The sequence below is a fragment of the Streptomyces arenae genome (assembly GCF_022343545.1).
Lineage (GTDB): Bacteria > Actinomycetota > Actinomycetes > Streptomycetales > Streptomycetaceae > Streptomyces > Streptomyces humi.
The window spans coordinates 167135-186893 of record NZ_JAKQYH010000042.1; the positions used below are offsets into that span (position 1 = coordinate 167135).

The window sequence follows — 19759 nt, forward strand, 5'->3', positions numbered from 1 at the left end:
CGAGGACGAGGAGCGCGTCTACCAGTCCAGCGGTGCGGCAAGGAAAGGCGTGTCGTCGGGGGCCTCCTTGCGCGCACGAAGGATGGTCGTCGCGTTCTCGCCGACCGGGATGCGGAAAGGCGCCTTCCCACCCTCGGTGATCGTCGCCGCCACGACGTCGGCGACCTCCTCGACGGAGACGGGCGCCGCACGGAACGGGCCCAGCCTGTCCAGCAGCGGACGGTAGGGGTTTTCGTCGTCGAGGTGGACCTGGGCGCGCTCGGCGCCCCCGGAAGCCACCGCCGGTGGTTGAACGACGTGCACGGACACGCCGAAGGGACGGGCCTCGAGGGCGAGGGTCTCGGCAAGGGCCTCCAGCGCGTGCTTGGTCGCACCGTAGGCACCGATCAGCGGGATCACGAGGCGCCCCTGGATGCTGGACATGAAGATCAGCTGTCCTGTCCCGCGCTCCCGCATCTGCGGCAGGACACCCTGCGCGACACGCAGGGCTCCGAAGACGTTGAGCTCGAACAGCGCGGCCAGCGTGTCGAGCGGGATGGTCTCGACCGGCGCCCGGACGGTTGCTCCGGCGTTGCTGAGCAGGACGTCGACCGGGCCGGCCTCCGCCAGCGCCTGGTCCACCGACGCCTGATCGGTGACGTCGAGTCGCACCTTCCGGGCCACCGGCAGGCCGTCGAGCATCGACACATCGCGGGCGGTGGCGATCACCTCGTGACCTTGCCGGTGCAGCGCCATGGCAGTGCCCTTACCGATGCCCCGGGACGCTCCGGTGATGAGTACGCGAGCCATGCGGGTCTCCTCTTCTCTCCGGCGGGAGTCCGTGTCGGCTCCCGTCACCACGATTTAATATGTAGGTCAACATACATAACAAGCTGCGTCAACAGTGGACGGGGTGGCCCCGCCACCAACCGAACCAACCGACCAATCGACCAACCGAGCAACCGGGCAGCCGAACTACGCCGACGCGTCGCCGCCCCTGCGCTCGGCGAGCGCGCCTCAGCCGCGCGGGCGCCTGGTGCCCTTCGGGGACACGCCCGCCGCGTGGCTGGCCAGCACCGTCCGCACCGACTCGTACGGCGCGGGACTGCGCAGAGCGCGGGAGGTGATCATCGCTCCTTCGACGCTCGCGATCACGGCCTCGGCGAGTACCCTTGCCGCGCCGCGCTCCACGCCGAAGGCGACGAAGTGGAAGGCCAGCCGGTCCGTCATCTGTGTGAAGGCGCGGCGGCCGGTCTCGGCGATCTCGGCCGAGTTCTCCGCGGCGCCCTCGGTGATCAGCGGCGCGATGCCGCAGCCTCGCCCGTAGTCGCCGGCGATCATGCCGTCACGGCCCAGGTCGATGTAGCGCTCGACCAGCTGGACCGCGGACGTCGCCTCGGCGGCGGCCCGGTCGATGATCTCGACCTGCTCGAACGCGTGGGCTTCTGCGGCCTCGACGGCCAACTGCGTCTTGCCGCCGGGGAAGTGGAAGTACACCGAGCCTCGGGACGTGCCGCTGCGTTCGAGCACGTCGGCGAATGCGGTGGCGTTGAAGCCGCGCTGCCTGATCAGATCCTTGGCGGCCTGGACCATCTTCTCCTTGGTGTCTGTCCGCTTCCCCATCCCGCACCCTCACTGCTTGCCATGTATGTTTCCCTGCATAGTATCCGAACGGGCGACCAGATCTCGGGGAGCCTCGGTGGCCGGCGCTGCCCGCCGAGTGAACGACGCTCCCTGACGGTCACCGTCCTGATCGTGGACGGCACCCATTTCCGCCGCTGCCGTCTCAGGGTGACGGCGTTCACCACGTCCTCGTGATCCCCAACGCCGTCCAGGCCTTTGGAAGTTGAAGCATTTCCCCGCCTGCTTCTGCCGGATCCCTTGACACCTTGATGACATGCCCTCAACACTCCAGGGCGGGAGAGCGCTCTCCCAGATGTCTCCTGGCTCCTTGAACCGTCCAGCTCCTTACGTCATGTCGCGAGGACGCCGAGCGGTAACCCCCGCAGAAACGCCTGCCCCCCACCGTTCAGGAGGAGGTCTCCATGTCACGGAGATCGAAAGGCCTGTCAGCCACGCTGATCACCGGCGCGCTCCTGCTCACCTCACTCGGCCTCGGCGGCGTCGCCGTCAGCGCGGGGCCGCCAACACCGCACAGCGCCGCCGCGCGGTCGTTCGCGGCCGCCCACTCCGGTCACGCGATGGTCACGTCGACTGCCAGTTCCCCGGAGGACCCGGACGGCGACGGCTACATCCCCGCCAACCCGCCGGTCACCGGCGTGACCCCGTCCACCCAGAACCCGCCGCACCGCTACTTCCACGAGTTCCAGGCCAACTGCTCGGTCACCCGCACCAGGCCGGACGACCCCATCGTGTACCCGCAGCAGCCGGGCAAGTCCCACGACCACACCTTCATGGGCAACACGACGACCGACGCCAACAGCACGACAGCCTCGCTGGCGGCCGGCGGCACCACCTGCAAGGCGCCCGGCGACCTGTCCGGCTACTGGATGCCCACGCTGTACAACGGCGACCGGCAGATCCTCCCCGTCGGCCCGCAGGTCATCTACTACAAGGCGGGCGTCACCGACTACACCAGCGTCCGGCCCTTCCCCAAGGGCCTACGCTTCGTCGTCGGCAGCCCCCTGCAGAGCGCCGACGAGTTCCGGCACCACCCGGGCTTCGTCGAGGGCTGGGAATGCGGGGACAGCTACTTCAACACCGAGTTCCCCGCGACCTGTCCGAACCGTGCGGACGTGCAGCTCAACATCCGTTTCCAGGCGCCCAGTTGCTGGGACGGCAAGTACCTCGACACCCCCGACCACAAGAGCCACATGGCCTACCCCGTGGTCGAGCCCGGCACGAATGACAACATGTGTCCGGCCGACCACCCGGTGGCGCTGCCGATGATCGAGTTCAAGATGGCCTTCCCCGTCAACGGCGACATGTCGCAGGTGCGTCTGTCCAGCGGCACAGGCCACAGCTTCCACTACGACTTCTTCAACGCCTGGGACGCCCCCACCCTGAAGGCGCTGGTCGACCACTGTGTCGTCGGCGGGCTGCAGTGCGACGCGCGCGGCTTCGACGAGACGCACCCGGAGGCGGGCGCCGCGCTCGACGAGCACTACCGACTGCCCTGAGGAGCGTACGCATGACCCCACGACCCCGCACCCGCCGCACCGCGGCCCCCCTCGCCGCCGGCATCCTGGCGGCCGGCCTCCTCACCGTCCTGCCCGCCGCCCCGGTCCACGCCGCGGGCAGCGTCGTCAAGGTCACCGGCGGCCAGGGCGCCTGGCAGCTGACCGTGGACGGGCAGCCGTACCAGCTCAAGGGCCTCACCTGGGGCCCGAGCGTCGCGGACGCCGAGAAGTACATGCCGGACCTCAGGTCCATGGGCGTCAACACCATCCGCACCTGGGGCACCGACGCCACCAGCAAGCCGCTGTTCGACTCCGCGGCCGCCCACGGCATCAAGGTCGTCGCGGGGTTCTGGCTCCAGCCGGGTGGTGGCCCCGGCAGCGGCGGCTGCGTCAACTACCTGACCGACACCGCCTACAAGAACCAGATGCTCGACGAGTTCCCCAAGTGGGTCCAGACGTACAAGGACAACCCGGGCGTGCTCATGTGGGACGTCGGCAACGAGTCGGTCCTCGGCCTGCAGAACTGCTACAGCGGGGACGAACTCGAAAGACAGCGCGACGCCTACACCACCCTCGTCAACGACATCACCAAGAAGATCCACGCGGTCGACCCCAACCACCCGGTCACGTCCACGGACGCCTGGGTCGGCGCCTGGCCCTACTACAAGAGGAACGCACCCGACCTCGACCTGTACGCCGTGAACTCCTACAACGCGGTATGCGACATCAAGTCCGCCTGGCAGCAAGGGGGTTACAGCAAGCCATACATCGTCACGGAGACCGGGCCGGCCGGTGAGTGGGAGGTCCCCGACGACGCCAACGGCGTCCCCCTGGAGCCCACCGACCGGGCCAAGGCCGACGGATACACCCGCGCCTGGAACTGCATCACCGGGCACAAGGGGGTCGCGCTCGGCGCCACGATGTTCCACTACGGCACGGAGTACGACTTCGGCGGTATCTGGTTCAACCTGCTGCCCGCGGGCCAGAAACGCCTGTCGTACTACACCGTGAAGAGTGCCTACGGCGGCGACACCAGCCACGACAACACCCCACCGGTCACCTCCGACCTGACCGTGGAGGGCGGCGCGGGCCAGGTGCAAGCCGGACGAGACCTCGTGCTGTCCGTGAAGGCCACGGACCCCGAAGGCGACACGATCTCCTACGAGGTCCTCGACAACAGCATGTACATCGACCAGAGCAAGAACCTGGTCTCGCTGCCGGCCACCGATCTCGGCGGCGGGCGTCTGAAGGTCACCGCGCCGGACCGTCCCGGCGTGTGGAAGATCTACGTCAAGGCGACGGACGGCCGGGGCAACGTCGGGGTGGAGACCCGTTCGATCCGGGTCGTCCCGCCGGTGCCGTCCGGCACCGACGTGGCACGGGGAAAGCCCGCCACCGCCTCGTCCTACCAGGCGAGTTACGGCGACTGCCCCTGTACCGCCGCCAACGCGGTCGACGGCAACCAGGTCACGCGCTGGGCCAGTGACTGGAGCGATCCGCAGTGGCTCCAGGTCGACCTCGGCACCCGCACCACGTTCAGGCACGTCCAGTTGTCGTGGGAGTCCTCGTACGCCAAGAACTACAGCATCCAGACCTCCGACGACGGCCAGAACTGGGGGACCGTGCGCACGGTGTCCGACGGCAACGGCGGGATCGACGACTTCGACGTCACCGGGACCGGCCGCTACGTCCGTGTCAACGGCACCGTCCGAGGCACCGGTTGGGGCTACTCGCTCTACGAGTTCGGCGTCTACGCCTGATGGTCGGACCTCTCCCGGAGCGCAGATCCGCTCCGGGAGAGCGCTCTATCGCCGGGATCCGCAAGTCCGTTAGGCTGCCTCCATGAGCAGACGGGCCCCGACGCTGGAGGACGTCGCCAGGGAAGCCGGTGTCTCCCGGGCGACCGTGTCCCGGGTCGTCAACGGTATCCGCAACGTGGATCTCGAGATCCAGGAAGCGGTCCGCCAGGCCATCGAGCGCACGGGATATGCTCCCAACCGGGCCGCCCGCTCCCTGGTGACCCGGCGAGCCGAGACCGTCGCCCTGGTGGTCTCCGGGGCCGGGAACACCACGGATTCCGATCAGAACGCTCTCGCCACACGGGTGTTCGCGGACCCCTTCTTCGGACGGGTCGTCAGCGGGATCATCGGCTTCCTGCGGCCCCGCTCGATGCACCCGGTGCTGATGTTCGCCGAGTCCGCCCAGGAGCGGGAGGAGGTGCTGACCTACCTCCGCCAGGGCCGCGCCGACGGCGCCCTCGTGGTGTCCACCCACGCGGACGACCCACTGCCCGCTCTCCTCGCCGACGCCGGGCTGCCCGCGGTGCTCTTCGCCCGTCCCCCTCGGCCCGTTCCGCTCAGTCATGTGGACCTGGCGCACTGGGACGGCGGACGCCTCGCCGCGGAGCACCTGCTCGCACGGGGCTGCCGCCGTCCCGCCACGGTCTGTGGCCCGTTGGACGTGTTGGCGAGCCAGGAGCGGCTCGCGGGGTTCCGTGACACGCTCGCCCGCCACGGCCACCCCCACGTCCCGGTCGCCGAAGGCGGCTTCACCCTGGACAGCGGTCTCGCGGCCATGTCGGAACTCCTGTCCCGCCATCCCGACACGGACGGTGTCTTCGCCGCCAACGACCTCATGGCGCAGGGTGCTTGCCAGATCGCGCGTGAACGCGGCATGCGGGTGCCCGAGGACGTCGCGGTCGTCGGCTTCGACGACTCCAGCATCGCGATGTCCTGTCGGCCCCGGCTGACCACGATCCGCCAGCCGGTCGAGGACATGGCGGCGGAGATGGCCCGCCTGCTGCACGAACACATCCACGGCGTCCGCATCGAACCGACGTCGATCGTCTTCGAACCGGACCTCGTGGTACGCGAGTCGGCCTAGACGGCTTCGGCACGGCTGTCCCAGCCGCACGCGCCGTGGGCGGCCGGAAGGCCGCGACCTGGTCTTCTCCAGTCCCTTCCGAGCGGCCTGGGCACCGGGGCCGGCGGCGTTCACCCCGGGTTCACCGACCTCATCCCCTTAGCCCACCGTCGTACGGCGCGAGCCGGCTCGGCAACGGCACCCGGCCGCTCGCGGTCACCTCGCGCTCAGGCGCCGTTTGCCTGCTGATCCGGGCGAACGCTGCCGAGGTCGATGACGTCCGTACCGATCTGCGCAAGAACATCCTGGAGTCGGCGGACGGCATCCTCCGCCTCCGTGTACTCCTCGGGACTCGGGAGGACAGTGCCGAAGGTGGCGCCCCCTTCAGCCGGCAGGGCACGCCAGCGGAGAACTGGTTCGAGCGCGTTGAGAGCGCCGGAGAGGAACCAGGCCAGGCGACCGTGAGTGCGCGCGAGGGCGATGGCGAGTACGGCGAGCGTCTCCCGCAGGTGTTCGAGCCGCTGGAGGCGAGGCAGTACCTCCTGGACATCCGGCGGGCCCACAGCATCGCGCAGGCCGGTCTCGACCTCGCGGGCGAGTGCGCGCTCGCTCAGCGTCAGTCTCCACACCTCGCCCTGGATCTGCTGCTCAGCTTCCTCGACCAGCACCGCGACGATCCTCCGCATGTCCATGCGGATCACTCTAAACGGCTGGAGCCGGCCGCCCGACCCGAGCAGACCTGGACCGACTGCTGACGTGGCCGAACGATGGCCATCGGCCGCAAGAGCTGTTCAGCAATGGAGCCGCAGTGCCGCCCATGCTGAAAGACCCACGCGGATGTCGTTTCCGCCAGATGGACGTGGTGCCGCCGGGTACGTCGCCACCTCGATCGCCGCCCGCCGCGGCCTGCTCGCCCGCCGCACACTTCACCCGCACCGCCCGCGCCCGCGCTACCGCCGGGCAAGCCGGCCCGATCGCCAGAACGGTGGGGTTCGGGCATGGCCGGTGAGCCGTCGGCTCTGGGGCTTCACCGGCCGATGTCGTCCAGCTCGGTCAAGTCCTCATGAGAGAGGCGGAGTCCCGCGCCGGCGATGTTCTCGCGCAGGTGTGCCGTCGATGAGGTGCCGGGGATGAGCAGGATGTTCGGTGATCGCTGTAGCAGCCAGGCCAGTGCGACGGACATCGGTGTCGCCTGCAGTCGTGCGGCGACCGCCGAGAGCGCCGAGGACTGAAGCGGGGTGAAGCCCCCGAGGGGGAAGAAGGGCACGTAGGCGACGCCGTCGGCGGCGAGCCGGTCGATGAGCTTGTCGTCGTGGCGGTGGGCGAGGTTGTACATGTTCTGCACACACACGATCGGCGCGATGCTCTGTGCCTCGGTGACCTGCTCCTCGGTGGCATTGCTGACACCGAGGTGGCGGATCAGACCCTGCTGCCGGAGTTCCACGAGCGTCTCGAACGCCTCGGCGAGCGAGCCGGGCTGGGGACCTTCGGCGTTGCCCAGTCGGAGGTTCACCAGGTCGAGTGCGTCGAGCCGGAGGGACTTGAGGTTGTCGTGAACCTGGCGGCGCAGATCTTCGGGTCGCCGGGCCGTGGGCCAGCCCCCCTGTTCGTCACGGGTCGCGCCCACCTTGGTCACGAGGTGCAGCGACTCGGGATAGGGGTGCAGTGCCTCGCGGATCAACTCGTTGGTGACGCGCGGTCCGTAGGCGTCGCTGGTGTCGATGTGAGTGATGCCGAGGTCAACCGCTTCACGCAGAACGGCCAGGGCACCCTCGCGGTCGTCGGGCGGCCCCATGACCCACGGACCGGCCAGTTGCATGGCGCCGTAGCCGAACCGGGTGACGTTCAGGTCGCCCAGAGTCCAGGTGCCGCCGGGAAGAGAGGGGGAGGGTGTGCTCATCGTGTTGCCTTTCGCCGTGCACTTGGGGGGTGGCGCCTGCTGCCTCCCTGCATCAGCATTGGAGAGAAACTTCCTGTCGGGAAGTAGGCACTCTGGAGTGCGTAACCCGCCCATTGGAGAGAGGTGCGCTCGGTGACGACGATGAAGGCGGCCCAGAAGAGGGCTCAGGCCAAGGTGGAGTACAACGCGTTCCTGGCAGAGTGCCCGAGCCGGCAGTTGCTCGACCGAATCTCGGACAAGTGGGTCGTCCTGATCCTGTGTGCGCTGGGCGGCGACAATGGCTCTGGTCAGTCCGGCGCGGCACCCGCAGACGCTCCGAAGGCGATGCGTTACTCCGAGATCTCTCGTCTTCTGGCCGGGGTCAGCCAGAAGATGCTGACCCAGACGCTACGGTCGCTGGAGCACGATGGCTTGCTCACCCGTACCGTGACGCCAACCGTCCCTGTCACCGTCTCCTACGAACTGACCGACCTCGGCCTCTCGCTCCACCACATGACGCGCGGACTCAGAAACTGGGCGCAGACGCACATGGCCGAGGTCCTCGCAAACCGCGAGACCTACGACTCGCGCACCTCCTGACGACTCATATCCAGCCGTCCAACAGCTCAGCACGGCGATCACGTTCCCCGGTTCACGTCCCCCGCTCCTGGGCGGCGTCGTTCCGTTCGTCACCGTGCTCGCACTCTCCGTGTTGTTCGCGAACCGAAACCGGTGGTGGGTGTGGGCCGAAGGTCTGGGGGCAGGCACCGAGGCCGGGGGCGCGGCTTCCGGAGGCGTCCCGCTGCCGCCTCTGACCAGGGGGTGGCCACATGCGCAGTGCGGGCACGCCTTAGTCTTACAACATGTAGGAGATGTTGGGGGCGGGGTGCTGACTGAGGAGTGGCAAGAATGAGCGAACACCGGCGCCGACCGTCGGGACGGACCACACCGTCCGGCTCCGACGGCATGCACCACGGCGGCCGGGCCGCGGCGCGCAGGGCTGCGCAGTCCCGGAACGGACGCGCCCGCCGCGCGGAGCCTACGCGAGGTACGGACGCCGGACGTCCCGGCCGGCGCCGTCTGATCGACTACCCGCGGTCGGGCAGACGCGGCCCGCGCCGGTGGCTGCCCTCGTGGAAGCTGGTGTCGGGCACCTTCCTGCTGTGCGTCGCCGGCCTGCTGGGCCTGTTCGGCTACGCCTACGCCACGACGACCATTCCGAGTGCGAACCCCAGCACCCAGGCGCAGAGCAACACCTACTACTGGTCGGACGGCTCGGTGATGACCACCCAGGGGGCGACCAACCGGCAGAACGTCGACCTCGCCCAGGTGCCGAAACTGGTGCAGTGGGACTTCCTCGCCGCGGAGAACGCCACCTTCTACTCCGATCCGGGCGTCGACACACAGGGCATGCTCCGCGCCGTCTACCACATGGCCACGGGCGGTGAGGTGCAGTCGGGGTCCACCATCACCCAGCAGTTCGTGAAGAACACCTACCTCAGCCAGGACCAGTCGGTCACCCGCAAGCTCAGGGAGATCATGATCTCCCTGAAGATCGGTGACCAGCTGTCCAAGCAGCAAATACTCCAGGGCTACCTCAACACCTGCTACTACGGCCGGGACGCCTACGGCATCGAGGCCGCGGCCCGTACCTACTACCACGTGCACGCCTCCCAGCTGAACGTCAGCCAGGGAGCCTTCATCGCGGCCACGGTCAACGAGCCGAGCCTGCTGATGCACGCCGACACCGACCCGCAGGCCAAGGCCCAGGCCAAGGCGCGCTGGACGTACGTGCTGGACCGGATGGCCAAGATCCACAAGATCACCGGCGCCCAGGAACAGCGGTACCTGGCGGCGGGGTTCCCCACGCCGAAGCCGTACGCGCCGTCGGCGGGCATGGCCGGGCAGACCGGATACCTGGTGCAGGCCGCGGAGAAGTACGTCGAGGCCCACACGTCCCTCACGGACCAGCAACTGGGCCACGGCGGCTACCAGATCTACACCACCTTCGACAGGAAGAAGGTCGGCGCCCTGTCGGCGTCCGTCTCGGCGATGGAGCGGAAGCACCTCGATCCGCGGCACCGCACGGCCGACAAGGACGTCCAGGTCGGCGCGGCGTCGATCGATCCGTCCACCGGCGCGGTCGTCGCGCTGTACGGCGGGCCCGGCTGGAACAAGGGGCACTGGACGGACAACGCGGACGCGACCGGCGTGCCGGTCGGCTCCACCTTCAAACCCGTCGACCTGGCCGCCGCTCTCGACCACGGCGCCGTCCTGGCCCCCGGGCAGCCGGCCTCACCGATCACCCCGGCCTCGAAGTTCGACGGCGACGACGGCATCACCATCAAGAACCAGCAGGGCCAGGAGCTCCCGGACGCGAACGACCCCACGGGGCTCCTGCACCAGCGCAACGACGTGACCACGAAGTGGGGTTACATCACCCTGCGCAAGGCGATGGAGCAGTCGGTCAACACCCCCTACGTCCAGCTCGGCGAGTACGTCGGCTACGACAACGTGGAGGGCGAGGCCCTGAAGGCGGGGCTCCTGCGCACGAGCCTCCAGTACGACACCCCGGGCTTCTACATCGGGACGTCCACACCGTCGGCGATCCGGATGGCCGACGTGTACGCCACCTTCGACGACGGCGGCGTCCAGCACGAGCCGTACTCGGTGACCAAGGTCGTCGCCGACGGCCGGCCGCTGACCGGCTTCGACAAGCCCAAGGGCACCACGGCCATGCCCGCCTCGACCGCCGACACCGTCACCGACGTCCTGCGAGACGTCGTCAGGAACGGCACCGGCACCAACGCCCAGGCCCTGGGCCGCCCGGTGGCCGGCAAGACCGGTACGACGGACGACTACAAGTCCGCCTGGTTCATCGGCTACACCCCTCAACTGACCACGGCCGTGAGCATGTTCAAGGAGAATCCGAAGAACGCCGGCCTCCAGTCCATGCAGGGCGTCGGCGGCTACGCCAAGGTCTTCGGCGCCGACATGCCCACCGAGGTGTGGACCGGCTACATGACCGCCGCCCTCCGGGGACAACCCGTCCAGCAGTTCCCGCCCGCACCCGCGCTCGGCCAGTCCACGGACGAGTACGGCGCGCCCTCGCCCACCCCCTCCGCCACCGCGGCCCCGAGCACACCCCCGGCCACCCCGACCGCACCGGACACCCCGACGACCCCCACCACTGCACCCTGCCGCGGGCACGGGAAGCACTGCGTCAGCCCGAGTCCGACCGACACCGCCGGAACCACCGGCGGTAACGGCGGCGGCCTCCTCGGCGGCACGACCGGCGGCAACACCTCGCCGACGCCCACGCCGACGAGCAGTACACCGGCGCCGACAGGTGTCCGCGGGCGGCCCTGAGGCGTCGTGTCAGCCGAGGCCGCGGCCCGCCCCGCCGGTGGGCAGGCCGGGAACGCCGTGTTCGTTCAGCGGGCCGACCTGCCAGCCGCGTTCCTGACAGGTGTCGAGGATGCGGGGGAGCGCGGCGAGGGTGGTGCGCCAGGAGCCGGTGGCGGAGGTGCAGTCTGAGTCGTGCAGCAGGATGGTGCCGCCACCGCGCAGATCCTTCAGGACGGTGTGCTCGACGGACCGCGGCGTGGCCCGCCTGCGCCAGTCCTCGCCCCAGCACGTCCACAGCACCGGGGCCAGGCCGAGGCGCCGGCAGGCCACGTGCGCGGCGGTGCTCATCACCCCGTACGGCGGCCGGAAGAGCACGGGCGGCCTGCCGGTGACGTCGGCCACCGCGTCGCGGGCGCGGGCGAGGTCGTCGTGGGCGGCCCGGGGGCCGCGCAGCAGCAGCGGGCGGTGGTGCCAGCCGTGGACGGCGATCTCGTGGCCGGCGGCGGCCATCTCCGCGGCGAGTCCCGGTGAGCGGGCCAGCATGGAGCCGAGCAGGAAGAAGGTGGCCCGCAGCCCGCGTGCGTCGAGGAAGGCGAGGAAGCGCGGGGTGGACAGGTGGTCGGGGCCGTCGTCGAAGGTGAGCGCGACGTGATCCGGCCGGCCGCGGCCGGCCAGCCGGGGCATGGCCGTGTTGCGCAGCGGCCCGAACGTGGAGACGACGGGTGCCGCGTGCAGTGCCGCGAGCGCGGGCACCGCCACGGCGGAGGCGAGCGCCGTGGCACGGACGAGACGGGCCGGGATCATCGTCCGTCTCCGTCCAGGTAATGGGCGACGGCCGTGAAGCGGGCGGGCGTCTCGTTGTAGGCGTGGGCCAGCGGGGCCGCGACGCCCAGACAGGCCGTGGCCGCCGCGGTGACGGCCGTCAGGGCGAGCCGCCGTCGGCCGGCGAAGCGCCTCGCCACGGGCTGTGCGTCCGGCGCGGGGTGCTGCCCGGTTCTGGCGGCGATGGCGGTCACCGGTCCGGTAGCCAGTCGGTGCAGTTCGAGTCCCACCGCACGCTGGGCCCGGCCGCGCGGTCCGTGCAGAAGCTCGGCCAGCACCGGGCCGAGGTCCGCCGGGTCGCGGATCCAGGCCGCCAGGCCCGCCTCGTCCAGGGCGTCCGCGTTGGTCCGGCCGTGACCGGGGATGCAGCGGTAACTGGCCACCGGCAGCCCGGCGGCGAACGCCTCCAGCGAGGTCAGTCCGCCCGCGTTCTGCACCAGGACGTCGCAGGCGTGCATCAGCCCCGGCATGTCGTCCACCCAGCCGAAAGCGTGCGCGATGCCGTCCCCGCGCAACTCCTCCGCGAGGGTCTGGTTGCGTCCGCACACCACCACGGGCACCGCGACCCCCGTCGCCTGTATCTCGGCGGCGGCCCGTCGCACCGGTCCGACGCCCCACGACCCGGCGACCAGCAGGGCAAGGGGTGCGTCCGCGGGCAGGGCGAACCGCTCGCGGGCGGCGGTCCGCTGCCCGGCGGTGGCGGCGGTGAAGCGCGCGTCGGTGACCGGGCCGACGACGGTGGCGGCGGCCGCGCCCTGCACGTGGGCCTGGGCCGCCGGCACCGGGTGCACGGCCAGGTGGGCGTCGATGCCGGGGGCGATCCAGAGGGCGTGGACGGAGAAGTCGGTGAGGTAGGTGAGGGCCGGCACCTTCAGCCTGCCACGCCGGCGCAGTGCGCCGAGGACCTGGCTGGCGCCGGGGTAGGTCGAGACGACCGCGCGGGTGTCCGGCGCGAGCGCCCGCAGGGTGCGCCGCTCGGCCGCGCGGAACAGGGCCCGCCACAGCGCGCCGGGTCGTGCGGCCCGGTCGGTGGCCACGTACAGGCGCTGGTAGCCGTCCGGCATCCAGGTCAGCATGCGGTGGTAGGTACCGCACAGCAGTCGTCCCGTACCGGTGGGCAGCAGGTCGAGGAAGTCGTGCCGGTCCACCCGGTATCCGTGCTCGGTCAGCCGCTCGGCCAGCCCCGCGGCCGCACCGTCGTGTCCCGCGCCGACACCGGCCGAGATGATCGCGATCCGCCCGGCATCGCCCTGCGGGGGTACGGCGGACGGCGAGGGCGCCGGCTCCGGCACCAGGTCGTCACGGTGGACCACGGTGGATCGCCTCCTGAATGGGTCACGGGGCACGCCGGGCATGCCCCGGCCCAGACGGCGCTGCGGGCAGGCCGAGGCCGCGACTGTGTGCGGGCCAGGGCCAGGGCCACGACTCGACCGCTGTGGTGCCGAGGAGGAAGCTACTACATGATGTAGAACTTAGGGAACGATCGCCGTGGTCCCGAGGGGCCGGTGGCGGTCCGGGGGGCCGGTGGCGGTCCGGGGTGCGGCACCCCGCTGATGTCGCGTCAAGTTACTACGAGATGTAGAAGTAGTGGTGGTCCGCCGAGGGGAGGGGTGTCGATGGTGTCGGCCTTCTATCTACAAGATGTAGTAGATTGGCCTGGCGGTCACTCCGGCGCCTTCGTCACGTCATGCAGGTGTCACCTCGCAAGCGCGAGGCGACCGGTGACAGAGCCCGGACGGCGTGGCCGCTCGCACATCCCGTGAGCACTCCGCGCGCTCACAAGGACGGAAGGACCCCTGCCCATGGCCGCGGCCGCCACCGCGCATCTGGCCCTCGACGGCTCCGGCCTCGACGGCTCGTTGTTCACCTCGGTCACCGACTTCGCCCGTGACACCAAATGGCTCAACACGCCCATGGAGGTGTGGACCAACCTTGGTCTCGGGGTCTTCGCCCTCCTCATGATCGCGGGCTGGTGGACCGCACGGCGCCGTGACCCGCGGGCGATGACCGTCGCGCTGGCGGCGCCGGTCGCCGTCCTGACGGCCTTCGCCGTTGCCGAGGTCGTCAAGAAGCTCGTCGCGGAGGTGCGGCCCTGCCGGTCGATGCCTCACGCCTACTTCGTCGACAGCTGCCCGGCACCTTCGGACTACGCCTTCCCCAGCGGGCACGCCACCGTGGCCGCCGCGACCGTGGCAGCGCTCTTCCTGCTCGACCGCCGGCTGTGCGCCGTCGCCGCCGTGTTCGCCCTGCTGGAGGGCTTCAGCCGGGTCTACGTCGGCGCCCACTACCCCCACGACGTCCTCGGTTCCGCTGCCGTCGCCCTCCCGGTCGCCTTCCTCGTCAGCTCGGCGCTGGCCCGCTGGGCCACCCCGCTGGTCGGCACCCTGAGCCACGGGGCGCTGCGCCCGTTGCTGACGACCGAGCTCGTCGCCGGCACAGCGCCGGCCCCCTGATCACCCCGACCGGCACCCGCCCGGGACCGGCCTCGCGCTCGACGGGGTGAGGACCGGCACCGGGCAGGTCAGAAGTGGCGCTCTCCGTGTTCCGGGCGGTCAGGGGCGGCACGGCAGCCGTCCGGTCCGTGTCCAGGGGTGTCGTCGTGAACAGTCGGCGCGGCGGCGGCGGTGGTGGTGTCGGTGTGTGCCCTGCACAGCGCCCACTGCGCGCTGTCCAGCATGCGGTCGCTGTCCGAGGCGGCGTTGGCCAGGCTCGCGCAGCAGACGGCCAGCAGCAGACCGCCCGCCAGCAAAGGCAGGCTCCGGTGGGCGGGCGGCGGTGCCAGCAGGGCCCGTACCCGCTGCGGCACCACCCCGCCGGTCGCGGCCAGCGCGGCGGGACGGGACGCACCGGCGGATGCCAGGGCCGCGCGGCCCACGGCGCGGGCGACGACCGTACGGTCACCGACCCGCTCGGCGGCCTCCTCGTCGGCCCAGCGCTCCAGGACGAAGTTGCCCGCGACGGCCACCGGCCGCAGCAGCGGGTTCAGCGCGGCCGTGAGCCGCCACACGCTCTGGAAGACGTGGTGACGGCGGCGCAGGTGCGCCCGCTCATGGGCGAGCAGTGCCTCGCGCTCGCTGCCACTGAGCTGGCGCAGCATCCCCCGGGAGACGACGATCCGGCCCGGCGCCCCGGGCAGTGCGAAGGCCAGCGGGACGTCGTCGTCGAGTACGGCCAGTTCCGTGTGCCCGGGCAGCTGGGCGCACTCTCGCCGGGCCCGAAGCAGGTGGCGGCCCTGCCGGACGGCGGCCACGCCGAGGGAGACGACGCACACCGCGAGCACCAGGGTGCTGACGGCCGCGACCACGGCGTAGACGGGGTCCTGGGAGCGCAGCGCGGACACGGACCAGCGGCCCTCCTCGGCGATCTCCGGGATCTGCGCCACTCCGGTGAAAGCCAGCAGGGCGAGGGATCCCGCCCAGCCGGCCGCCGTCACCAGCGCGGCGCAGGCCAGCGCCAGGGCCGCCGGGCGCGGGGGCAGCCGGTGTGCCACGGGCGGTGCGAGCACGGCGAGTGCCGCCGTGACGAGGAACGGGATGTAGACGCTGATCAGCACCGGCTCACCGCTTCCCGGGCGGGCGCCGGCTCTCGGGGAGCACGTCGTCGTGCCCGGACAGCAGCTGGTGCAGCAGATGCTCGTCCTGTTCGGACAGTTCCGACACGAAGCGGGCCAGGACCGCCTGCCGGTCGGAGCCGCCCGTCAGCAGGGAGTGCATGCGCTGGGCGGTGTGCGACGCCTCGTCCCGGGACGGCTCGTAGGCGTATCCGCGGCCCTCGCGATGCCGTACCAACATGCCCTTGTCGTGCAGCCGGGACAGGATGGTGAGCACGGTCGTGTAGGCGAGGTCGCCCGGCAGCTGTTCCCGGACCTCCCGCGCGGTCCGCGGACCGTCGGCCGCCCAGAGCGCGGCGAGCACGTCGCTCTCCAGTTGGCCGCGCGCCCGCCTGCCGGACGCCTCGTGGGCTTCCTCGTCTCCCTGGCCCGTCACCTCGGCGTCCGCCTTCCCTCGCTGTCGTCGCGTACAGGCTACCCGCCCATGTCCTACTTGTTGTAGGACGTGTCCTTGCGGGCGACCGCCAGGGTGTCGCCTCCGCCGTCCCGCCCGACCGCCCGGCGACATGTGAGATACCGGACGATTCCCGAGCGGCTACTACGTCACGTAGAGGCAGGGCGTAACGTGGGAGCCTCGCGGGAAGCGGGCAGCGGACTGTTTTCGGTCCGTGCCCGTAGTCGTCCAGTACGCGGGACCGCCCCGAAAACAGAGAACTGTCGCTGGAGTACCTGGGGTCGGCCTGTGGCTTTCATCGTGGTGTGTGAGGACGACGCAGCGGTCCGTGACGTCCTCAAGCGTGCGCTTGAGCACGACGGCCACACGGTCGCCGTCGCCGCCACCGCGGACAGCCTGCTGCGGCGGCTTGAGCCGCCCCCTCAGCTGGTCGTCCTGGACCTCGGGCTCCCGGACGCCGACGGCCGCGACGTCTGCCTGGCGCTGCGGGCGCGTGGCGTCGACACCCCGGTGCTGATGCTCACCGCTCTGGACGGCATGCATCACAAGGTGGGCGGCTTCGAGGCGGGCGCCGACGACTACATGACGAAACCGTTCGACATCCCGGAGTTGCTGGTGCGGGTCCGCGCCCTGCTGCGCAGAACAACCGCGACGACCCCGCCGAGGGGCGTCGTTCTCGACCCGGCGAAGCATGTCGTGACCCACGGTTCGACGAGCGAGAGCCTGACGCCGACCGAGTTCCGTCTGCTGGGCAGGCTCATCGCCTCCCAGGGCGACGCGGTACGCCGCCACGCCCTCGTCGCCGCGGGCTGGCCGCACGGTGCGCACGTCAACGACAACACCCTGGACTCCTACGTGCGCCGGCTAAGGACCAAGCTCGGTGCGCTCGGCGTGGCCGATCGCCTGGCGACGGTCCGCGGGGTGGGCTATCGATGGGAGTGACGGGCTTCCGCGGGAGGGTCGTCGCGCTGGCGGTTCTCATCGCGACAGCGGTGGTCGCCGTGCTCGTGGTGGTCTCGCACGTGCTGCTGAGCCAGGTGACCGACGCCGACGCGAACGCCCTGGCGCACACACGCGCGGAGGCGGTGGCGGCGAACGTGGCCGTTCACGGAGGCCACGTCGTGCTGATCGAGGGCGGCAACGAAGCGCTGGACACGGTCTCGTGGGTGTACGCCGACGGGCACCTCATCGACGGAATCGTGCCGGGCAGCCTGCTCGACCGCGTCGACGCGCTCGTCGGCTCCGGGCAGTCCCGGACCACCACGGTCGGCGGGCACCTGCTGTACGCCCAGCCGATCCGGCTGGAAGGCCACCACGTCATGGTGGTCGTGCGGGTGGATCTGACGCCGTACGAGACGTCGGAGCAGCGCAGCCTGACGATGTCGCTCATGCTGGGCGGCATCGCGATCCTGCTCGCCGGCGTCGTCGCGCGCCTCGTGGTGGGCCGTGCGCTGCGGGTGGTCCACGAAATGGCCGCTCTCGCCGACGACTGGGGCGATCACGAACCCGGGCGCCGATTCGACCTCGGCGTTCCCCGGGACGAGTTCGGGGAGCTCGGGCGGACTCTGGACCGCCTGCTCGACCGCGTGGACAACGCGCTCGCGGACGAGCGCCGGCTCACCGACGAGATCGCCCACGAGCTGCGGACGCCCCTGACGGCCCTGCGGGGCGAGGCACAGCTCGCGCAGCTCTCCGGTCACCAGGTGGCACCGGCGTCCGTTCTGACCGAGGTCGACCGCCTGAACACGGCGATCACCACGATTCTGGGCGCCGCGCGGACACGGATCGACGGCGGTACCCGCTGCGATCTCGGGGCGGCGGCACGACAGGCGATCGCCGGTCGCGCCATCGAACTCGCCGTCCCGGCCGACGTCGACGTCGCCGTGGCCGCCGAACTCGTCGTGGCTGTGCTGTCCCCTCTGCTGGAGAACGGCCTGCGGCACGCGAGTTCGCGCGTCTGGGTCACGGGCCGCGTCCAGCCCCAGGGCGTCGTGATCGACGTCCTCGACGACGGCCCGGGGTTCGACCCGGCGGACGTCGACCGGGTCTTCGAAGCAGGCGTGACCAGCGGCGACGGGCACGGTCTCGGGCTGGCCGTGGTCAAGCGTCTCGCAGCGTCCGCGGGAGTGGCGGTCCGTGCGATCGCGGACGGTCACGGTCGCGTAGAGGTGACCTTCCCCACGGCGGAGGCGGTCGCGTAGACCGCCGCGGAGGTGGTCGCGCAGTCAGGTTGTGTGCAGGTTCGCCGGGCCAGCCTCGGCGCATGACTACGACGAGCGAAGCGCGCACACGCCGCAGTGGGCGCCTGATGCTGAACAAGGTTCCCGAGGTCACCGTCTGGTTCTGGGTGATCAAGATCCTGTGCACGACCGTCGGTGAGAGCTTCGCCGACTGGATCAACATGAAGCTGGGCGTCGGCCTGGTGAACACGGCCTGGATCTTCACCGCGGTCTTCGTCGTGGTCCTGGGCGTCCAACTGCGGCTGAAGCGGTACGTCCCGTTCCCGTACTGGCTGACCGTGGTCGTCGTCAGTGTCACGGGCACGCTGTACACCGACATCCTGACCGACCAGCTCAACGTGGCGCTGTGGATCAGCACCACGGTGTTCTCGGTCCTGCTCGCCGTGGTCTTCGGCGCGTGGTGGCTGCGCGAGCGCACCCTGTCGATCCACTCGGTCAACACGCTGCCGCGTGAGTCGTTCTACTGGCTGACCGTGCTCGTCACCTTCGCGCTCGGCACCGCGACCGGCGACTGGACCCTCGAACTCACCGGCTGGAGCCCGGGCGTCTCGGTCCTGCTGCCGCTCGGCCTCATCGCGGCGATCATGCTGCTGTGGAGGTTCGGCGCGAACCCGGTGCTGTCCTTCTGGCTCGCCTACATCCTGACCCGCCCGCTGGGCGCCAACATCGGCGACTGGCTCGCCTCCCCGAAGGTCGCCCAGCCGGGCGAGCCGACCGGTCTCGCGCTGGGCACCTTCACCACCAGCCTGATCTTCCTCGGCCTGATCCTGGCGACCGTCGTCTACCTGACGGTGACACGCTCCGACGTGACCGAGACCTACGACGCCACGCACACCCCGCAGGTCACCGCCGACCCCCGGAGGGAGCGCGTCGCGCTGGCGGGCTTCGGCCTCCTCGCCGTCGCCACCGTGGGCCTGCTGGTCTGGGCGCACAGCCGGCCGCACGTCGGCCCGGCGCCGGAGGAGGATGCCACCTCCACCGTGCAGCTCGCCCCCGGCCAGGCCGTGAAGAAGTTCCCGGCCGCGAAGGTCGACGCGCTGAAGGCCCTCGCGTCGACCTCGCTCAAGGACGCACGGTCGGGGAACGCGACCGGCGCCCACGCGGCCGCCCAGTCCCTGCGAGACCTCTGGGACGCCGACCAGGCCACGCTGCAGCCGCTGGACAACACCGGCTGGACGTTCCTCGACGCCCAGATGGACCAGGTCCTGAAGACCTTCGGCATCGACCACTCCAACGCGCCGATGCCGGCGGCGCGGCAGGAGGCCGAACTCAACACCCTCCTCACGGACATGCGCTGACGGACGCGATCGGCGGCGGCTCCGCCGGAGTCGCCGCCATGACGACACCATGGCCGCGACACGACGCGGCACGGGTGGGGCAGGCATTCAGGAGGTGTTCAGGTCGACGCTGCCAAGGTCGTTGACCGCGATCGCCTCGCCGCGGTCGCCCATGTGGCACGGCGCTCGCCCTCCATAGCCGGGCGAG

The 19759-nt window shown here is 70.7% G+C and carries 17 protein-coding genes; 9 read left to right on the plus strand and 8 right to left on the minus strand.

From position 1 onward, the window contains the following. Window positions 1–18 precede the first annotated feature (18 nt). Together MB828_RS17950 and MB828_RS17955 are read right to left on the minus strand one after the other, a co-directional pair. Entirely contained in the window at window positions 19–789 is a 771-nt protein-coding gene (locus tag MB828_RS17950) for an SDR family oxidoreductase (RefSeq protein WP_301649097.1), read from the minus strand. A 207-nt stretch (window positions 790–996) separates the two neighbouring features. Then, window positions 997–1602, minus strand: coding sequence for a TetR/AcrR family transcriptional regulator (locus MB828_RS17955; protein WP_301649098.1), 606 nt, complete (start codon window positions 1600–1602; stop codon window positions 997–999). A 422-nt stretch (window positions 1603–2024) separates the two neighbouring features. On the opposite strand from MB828_RS17955, the gene MB828_RS17960 reads away from it, so the two are divergent. The 3 genes from MB828_RS17960 (at window position 2025) to MB828_RS17970 (ending at window position 6002) form a co-directional block, all read left to right on the plus strand. Next, window positions 2025–3119: a DUF1996 domain-containing protein gene (locus MB828_RS17960; protein WP_301649099.1), complete on the plus strand. Its 1095-nt coding sequence runs from the start codon at window positions 2025–2027 to the stop codon at window positions 3117–3119. Between the two features lie 11 nt (window positions 3120–3130). Next, window positions 3131–4879, plus strand: coding sequence for a discoidin domain-containing protein (locus MB828_RS17965; RefSeq protein ID WP_301649100.1), 1749 nt, complete (start codon window positions 3131–3133; stop codon window positions 4877–4879). An 82-nt stretch (window positions 4880–4961) separates the two neighbouring features. Next, window positions 4962–6002, plus strand: a complete 1041-nt coding sequence (locus MB828_RS17970) for a LacI family DNA-binding transcriptional regulator (protein WP_301649101.1) — start codon at window positions 4962–4964, stop codon at window positions 6000–6002. Between the two features lie 206 nt (window positions 6003–6208). Here the strand turns inward: MB828_RS17970 and MB828_RS17975 are convergent, their stop codons facing one another. Then, complete coding sequence (locus MB828_RS17975; protein WP_301649102.1) at window positions 6209–6673, minus strand: hypothetical protein; 465 nt, start codon at window positions 6671–6673, stop codon at window positions 6209–6211. Window positions 6674–7008: 335 nt separating this feature from the next. Then, window positions 7009–7881 (minus strand): aldo/keto reductase family oxidoreductase, encoded by an 873-nt coding sequence (locus tag MB828_RS17980; protein ID WP_301649103.1) that lies wholly within the window; start codon window positions 7879–7881, stop codon window positions 7009–7011. 141 nt (window positions 7882–8022) lie between these two features. On the opposite strand from MB828_RS17980, the gene MB828_RS17985 reads away from it, so the two are divergent. Then, window positions 8023–8460 carry a winged helix-turn-helix transcriptional regulator gene (locus MB828_RS17985; protein ID WP_301649134.1) on the plus strand — a complete coding sequence of 146 codons (438 nt, stop codon included), beginning with the start codon at window positions 8023–8025 and terminating at the stop codon, window positions 8458–8460. A 309-nt stretch (window positions 8461–8769) separates the two neighbouring features. Further along, window positions 8770–11229 carry a transglycosylase domain-containing protein gene (locus MB828_RS17990; RefSeq protein WP_301649104.1) on the plus strand — a complete coding sequence of 820 codons (2460 nt, stop codon included), beginning with the start codon at window positions 8770–8772 and terminating at the stop codon, window positions 11227–11229. Window positions 11230–11238: 9 nt separating this feature from the next. Here MB828_RS17990 and MB828_RS17995 read toward each other — a convergent pair whose 3' ends face one another. Both MB828_RS17995 and MB828_RS18000 read right to left on the minus strand, forming a co-directional pair. After that, window positions 11239–12012, minus strand: a complete 774-nt coding sequence (locus MB828_RS17995) for a polysaccharide deacetylase family protein (protein WP_301649105.1) — start codon at window positions 12010–12012, stop codon at window positions 11239–11241. Then, window positions 12009–13343, minus strand: coding sequence for an MGDG synthase family glycosyltransferase (locus MB828_RS18000; RefSeq protein ID WP_343236179.1), 1335 nt, complete (start codon window positions 13341–13343; stop codon window positions 12009–12011). Before MB828_RS18000 ends, MB828_RS17995 begins: the two co-directional genes overlap by 4 nt. 489 nt (window positions 13344–13832) lie before the next feature. Here MB828_RS18000 and MB828_RS18005 point away from each other — a divergent pair, with 489 nt between their 5' ends. Next, window positions 13833–14483, plus strand: coding sequence for a phosphatase PAP2 family protein (locus MB828_RS18005; RefSeq protein ID WP_301649106.1), 651 nt, complete (start codon window positions 13833–13835; stop codon window positions 14481–14483). A 68-nt stretch (window positions 14484–14551) separates the two neighbouring features. On the opposite strand, the gene MB828_RS18010 is transcribed toward MB828_RS18005, so the two are convergent. Continuing rightward, on the minus strand, window positions 14552–15583 hold the full coding sequence (locus MB828_RS18010) for a M56 family metallopeptidase (protein ID WP_301649107.1): 1032 nt from the start codon (window positions 15581–15583) through the stop codon (window positions 14552–14554). A gap of 4 nt (window positions 15584–15587) precedes the next feature. After that, window positions 15588–16016 (minus strand): BlaI/MecI/CopY family transcriptional regulator, encoded by a 429-nt coding sequence (locus tag MB828_RS18015; RefSeq protein ID WP_301649108.1) that lies wholly within the window; start codon window positions 16014–16016, stop codon window positions 15588–15590. Between the two features lie 306 nt (window positions 16017–16322). Between MB828_RS18015 and MB828_RS18020 the strand changes: the two genes are divergently transcribed. The 3 genes from MB828_RS18020 (at window position 16323) to MB828_RS18030 (ending at window position 19572) form a co-directional block, all read left to right on the plus strand. After that, window positions 16323–16976, plus strand: a complete 654-nt coding sequence (locus MB828_RS18020; RefSeq protein ID WP_301649109.1) for a response regulator transcription factor — start codon at window positions 16323–16325, stop codon at window positions 16974–16976. Then, the gene (locus tag MB828_RS18025; RefSeq protein WP_301649110.1) at window positions 16967–18235 is read left to right on the plus strand and encodes a sensor histidine kinase; all 1269 of its coding nucleotides are present in this window, start codon (window positions 16967–16969) and stop codon (window positions 18233–18235) included. Before MB828_RS18020 ends, MB828_RS18025 begins: the two co-directional genes overlap by 10 nt. A 62-nt stretch (window positions 18236–18297) precedes the next feature. Then, window positions 18298–19572: a COG4705 family protein gene (locus tag MB828_RS18030; protein WP_301649111.1), complete on the plus strand. Its 1275-nt coding sequence runs from the start codon at window positions 18298–18300 to the stop codon at window positions 19570–19572. Window positions 19573–19759: the final 187 nt, after the last annotated feature.